This window comes from Acidaminococcus sp. CAG:542 (assembly GCF_000437815.1).
Classification (GTDB): Bacteria; Bacillota; Negativicutes; order Acidaminococcales; family Acidaminococcaceae; genus Acidaminococcus.
This window is the reverse complement of the sequence record NZ_FR902069.1, coordinates 14,358-18,956: the sequence shown is the minus strand read 5'-3', so window position 1 is coordinate 18,956 and position 4,599 is coordinate 14,358. Positions and strand designations below refer to the sequence as shown.

Annotated in this window: 3 protein-coding genes and 1 pseudogene; all 4 read right to left on the bottom strand. The window is 58.2% G+C overall.

The features are described 5' to 3' along the window. Positions 1-18: 18 nt before the first annotated feature. Positions 19-2,190 carry a Tex family protein gene (locus tag QVO43_RS05415; protein ID WP_022487550.1) on the bottom strand — a complete coding sequence of 724 codons (2,172 nt, stop codon included), beginning with the start codon at positions 2,188-2,190 and terminating at the stop codon, positions 19-21. 562 nt (positions 2,191-2,752) lie between these two features. Then, on the bottom strand, positions 2,753-3,025 hold the full coding sequence (locus QVO43_RS05410) for a type II toxin-antitoxin system RelB/DinJ family antitoxin (protein WP_022487549.1): 273 nt from the start codon (positions 3,023-3,025) through the stop codon (positions 2,753-2,755). Positions 3,026-3,590: 565 nt separating this feature from the next. Beyond that, positions 3,591-4,259: an energy-coupling factor transporter transmembrane component T gene (locus QVO43_RS05405; protein ID WP_022487548.1), complete on the bottom strand. Its 669-nt coding sequence runs from the start codon at positions 4,257-4,259 to the stop codon at positions 3,591-3,593. Then, positions 4,256-4,599: pseudogene (locus QVO43_RS05400) on the bottom strand (energy-coupling factor ABC transporter ATP-binding protein); the annotation flags it as partial. The pseudogene QVO43_RS05400 and the gene QVO43_RS05405, both read right to left, overlap by 4 nt.

Sequence of the window (4,599 nt, the reverse complement as noted above, 5' to 3'; positions counted from 1 at the left end):
CCATATCGTGCGCCTGGGTTATGCGTCAGCCCCTACCAAGGCCAGTCCAATCCTCCCTCTCTCCTCCTCTACGCTGATCACCTTCACCTGGACCGTTTCTCCTACACTGACCACATCCAGAGGGTGTTTGATCTTTTTCTGGCTCAGGTGGGAAATGTGGATCAGGCCGGCGGTTTTGATGCCGATGTCCACGAAGGCGCCAAAGTCGGTGACGTTCCGGATGGTGCCCCGGAGGATGGTGCCCACTTTGATGTCGGAAAGCTTCACGATGTTCTGCCGGGTAAGAGGTGCGGGCAGGTCCGCCCGGGGATCCCGGCCGGGAGCCACCAGGGCATCCAGGATGTCATGGACCGTGGGTTCCCCGGCTTCCAGTTCCCGGGCCAGCCGGGCTTCATCCACCTGTTTCCGCCGGGTGGCCAGCCGGGCCAGTTTTTCCCTGTCCTTCAGGTCTTCCAGGCCGAAGCCCAGTTTTTCCAGGATTTTCTTGGCCAGATCATAGGATTCCGGATGGACCGGGGTATCGTCCAGAGGAGATTTCCCGTTGTGGATCCGAAGGAACCCGGCACACTGGGTAAAGGCTGCAGGCCCCAGCCGGGGCACCTTCAGCAGCTGCCGCCGTCCGGTGAACCGGCCGTTGGCGTTCCGCCAGGCCACTATGTTCCCGGCGGTGGCGGCGGTGATCCCGGCCACATGGCGGAGCAGGGCGGGGGACGCAGTGTTCAGGTCCACTCCCACATGGTTCACCACCCGTTCCACCACCCCGTCCAGGGTACCGGTGAGCGCCTTCTGGTCCACATCATGCTGGTACTGGCCCACCCCTATGGCCTGGGGATCGATCTTCACCAGTTCCGCCAGAGGGTCCTGGACCCGCCGGGCCAGGGATACGGCGCCCCGGATGGTCACATCGTATTCCGGCAGCTCTTCCTGGGCCAGTTTGGAAGCGGAATAGACAGAAGCTCCCGCTTCATTGGTAATGAGATAATGGACGTCCAGATGGTGGGCCTGGATCAGGCTGGCGGCAAACTGTTCTGTTTCATAGGAGGCGGTGCCGTTGCCAATGGACAGGAGGGTCACATGGTGCTTCCGGATCATGGAAAGGAGCAGGGCTTCCGCTTCCTTCTTCCGGGCTTCGTTCTGGGTCACCTGGATCACCCCATGGTCCACCACCTGGCCGGTGGGATCCACCACCGCCACTTTGCAGCCGGTCCGATAGCCCGGATCCAGGCCCATGACCGTATGGCCTCCCAGAGGTGCCTGGAGCAGCAGCTGGCCCAGGTTGGCCCCAAAGATCCTGATGGCCTGGGCTTCCGCCTGTTCCGTAAGCCGGTTCCGGATTTCCCGTTCCAAAGCCGGGAACAGCAGCCGCTTCCAGCTGTCTGCCAGGGCTTCCTTCAGCTGGTCCCGGTAGATGCAGGGACGGCGGAGGACCCGCCATTCCATTTTCCGCAGGGCGTTCTGTTCCTCCCACACCAGATGGACCTTCAGGCAGCCTTTCTTTTCTCCCCGGTTGATGGCCAGCACCCGGTGGGAGGGCAGGGTCCGGACCGGTTCCTGATAGTCCTTGTACATGAGAAAGGTCTGGGCTCCCTCAGCATCTTCCACCAGTTCCGTCCGGATCATCCCATGGTTCCACAGCTGGTCCCGGAGGGTCTGCCGGAGGGTGGGGTCTTCCGCCGCCAGTTCCGCCACAATGTCCCGGGCTCCGGCCAGGGCGTCTTCCGGGGTTTCCACCCCTTTATCCGGGTCCACATAGGCCCGGGCGGCGGAAAGGGTATCTCCTTTCTGGTCCCGCTGGAGAAGGAAGGCAGTGGCCAAGGGTTCCAAGCCTTTTTCCCGAGCCTGTTGGGCACGGGTACGCCGCTTTTGCTTGTAAGGCAGGTAATAATCTTCCAGTTCCGTCAGTTTCTGGGCCTTTTCAATGGCGGTACGCAGTTCCGGGGTCAGTTTCCCCTGTTCGTCGATTTTGGTCAGGATCTCCTCCTGGCGCTTCACCAGGTTCCGGAGTGTCCCCAACCGTTCTTCGATGGTCCGGATCTGTTCGTCCAAAAGGGATCCGGTTGCCTCCTTCCGGTACCGGGCAATAAAGGGAACGGTGTTCCCTCCGTCCAGCAGTTCCACGGTTTTTTCCACCTGCCAGGGCTGGACGGACAGTTCCCGGGCAATGAGAGGGGCGATGTCAGTTGGTTTCATTTTGTTGTCCTTTCGTGAAAAGGTATGTGGCTGTCAAGGCAGCCGTATCAGTCACTAGTCTCTAGTCTCTAGTCACTAGCCAAAAGGAGGAAAACCGCGCCGCGGTTTTCTAAAAAGAGAAACGCAGCCGGGGCTGCTAACCCACCACCATCCTTACGGACGGTCCCCCGCCCTTGAAAAGGGCGGATATACGCTGGGGCTGACGCCCTCGCTTCTGGCCCCAGGGCGAAGCCTGCGTGCCATTTATCCGTCCCTTTGCAAGGGCGGGGGGACAGGGCTTCCAGCACGTAGATGCTCCCGATCAATTTATCCGCCCTTTGCAAGGGCGGGGGACCAGCCGCCAGGCTGGTGGTGGGTTAGCAGCCCATGGCTGCGTTTCCCTTCAACAGCATCTGCCTCCGGCAGATGGGTTCCTTTCCCATAGGATGCCAAACCCTGAAAAAATTAAAAAGGGGGTGTGAAAAAATTCACACCCCCGGTTACTGTTCTCTTGTTACTTGTCACTGGTCGAGTGACAAAAATCCGGCTGCTCCAGTTTTTTCTGGCGGCAGCCGGATTTTTTTCAAATATTGAAATCCTGCTTGATTTCCTCAAACATGTCTTCCGGTCTCTTGGTGGCCGTTCCCTGGGCCGGAGTAGGATCCACCGGTACCTGGTGGATGGCTGCCCGGCGGCAGTCGGCGGACACTTCAAAGGGAATCCGGTTTTCCCGGACCGTTCTTCTGGCAAAAATGGTGAAAGCAGTGGTCATGTTCATGCCCACGTTGCTGCAAAATTCCTCAAACTCTTTTTTCAGATCCGCATCCATACGGATATTTACATTAACGGATGCCATAATCCATCAACCCCTCTGTACTTGATGTTTTGCATTATACAGCCGTTGCAATGGAATGTCAACAAGGAAGTGTTGCCGGATGCAGCACTTCCTGTCACTAGCCGGCAGTCACTAGTCTCCAGCCGAAGGAAGAAACCCGCGGCAGCGGGTTTCTGGAAAGGAAACGCAGCCAGAGGCTGCTAACCCACCACCATCCTTACGGATGGTCCCCCGCCCTTGAAAAGGGCGGATATACACTCGGGCCAGCGCCGACGGCAGATATGCGTGTGGGCTCAAAAAGGGCGGATATAAGGAGGGCGGGCCAGACACACGAGATGGATCCAGATGCGCGAAAGGAGGGATTTGGAAGTTGGGCATAATACATAGTGGTATATGCCCGGCTTCCAAATCCCTCCTGACAAAGCAGATGGGCCTGGTTTCACGCCAGGCGCGGAAGATGTGCCTAGATACGCGAAAGCAGTGGATTTTGGCTGGGGCATAGTACAAGGACGTACATGCCACAGTCAAAATCCGCTGATGACAAAGTAGATGGGTGCATATTCCGCGCCTGGGTTATGCGTCAGCCTTAAATATGCTTCACCCAGATCGGATAGGTGCTCAGGATAATAACGATCACCAGCGTCACATAATCCCCCAGATGCAGCTTCATGGGACGGCGGTTTTTATAGGTGTTGGGACCGAAACCTTTCAGTTCCATGGACAGGGCCAGGGTGTCGGATTTGGCTACCGCCCGCATGACCAGGGGTTTTACCACCGCCAGATAGGCGTAAAGCCGTTTGAAGGCGTTCCCCCGGTTGGAATAGCCCCGGCAGGACTGGGCGTCCAGGGTAATGGCGGAATCGGACAGGAAGTCCGGCACGAACCGGAGAGCCGTAGTGAGCATAAAGGCGTATTCATAGGGCATATGGAATTTTTCCACCAGAGCCTGGGCAATGTCCTGGATCCGGGTGGAGGCCAGAAGGCACAGAAAGGCGGTGGTCATGACGAACATCCGCAGGCCCCCGGTGAGGGCCACATACAAGGGAGAACCGAACAGCAGCTGGAGCAGCACCATCATGCCGGTGAACACGGTAAGGGTGCCGATGGCCGCCATGGTCATCCGGTCCCGTTTGATATACAGCAGGATCACCAGTTCCAGCACCAGCAGGGTGGCCACCGCCGGCACCGGCAGCAGGAACACCCAGGCGGTGACCGCCAGCACCAGGATCAGTTTGGTAAAGGCTGTGATCTTCATGCTTTGGCACCTTCTTTCGGCTGGATCTTGCTGCACAGATCTTCCGGACTGTCCGCCTGGACCCCGAACAGGGCTCCCAGCCGGGACAGCACCGGCTGCTTCAGACCCCATTCCTCAATGGGCCGCTTTCCGTCGAACAGATTGCCGGTCTTCCCGTCATACACCAGCTGGCCGTCGTGGAGCACCAGGGCATGGGTGGTGAATTTCCGGGCGATTTCCATATCATGGGTGATCAGGATCAGGGTCATGTGTTTTTCTTTCTGGAGTTTGGCCAGGTAGTCCATCATATGCTGTTTTTCCTGTTCGTCCTGACCGTTGGTGATTTCGTCCAAGATCAAAG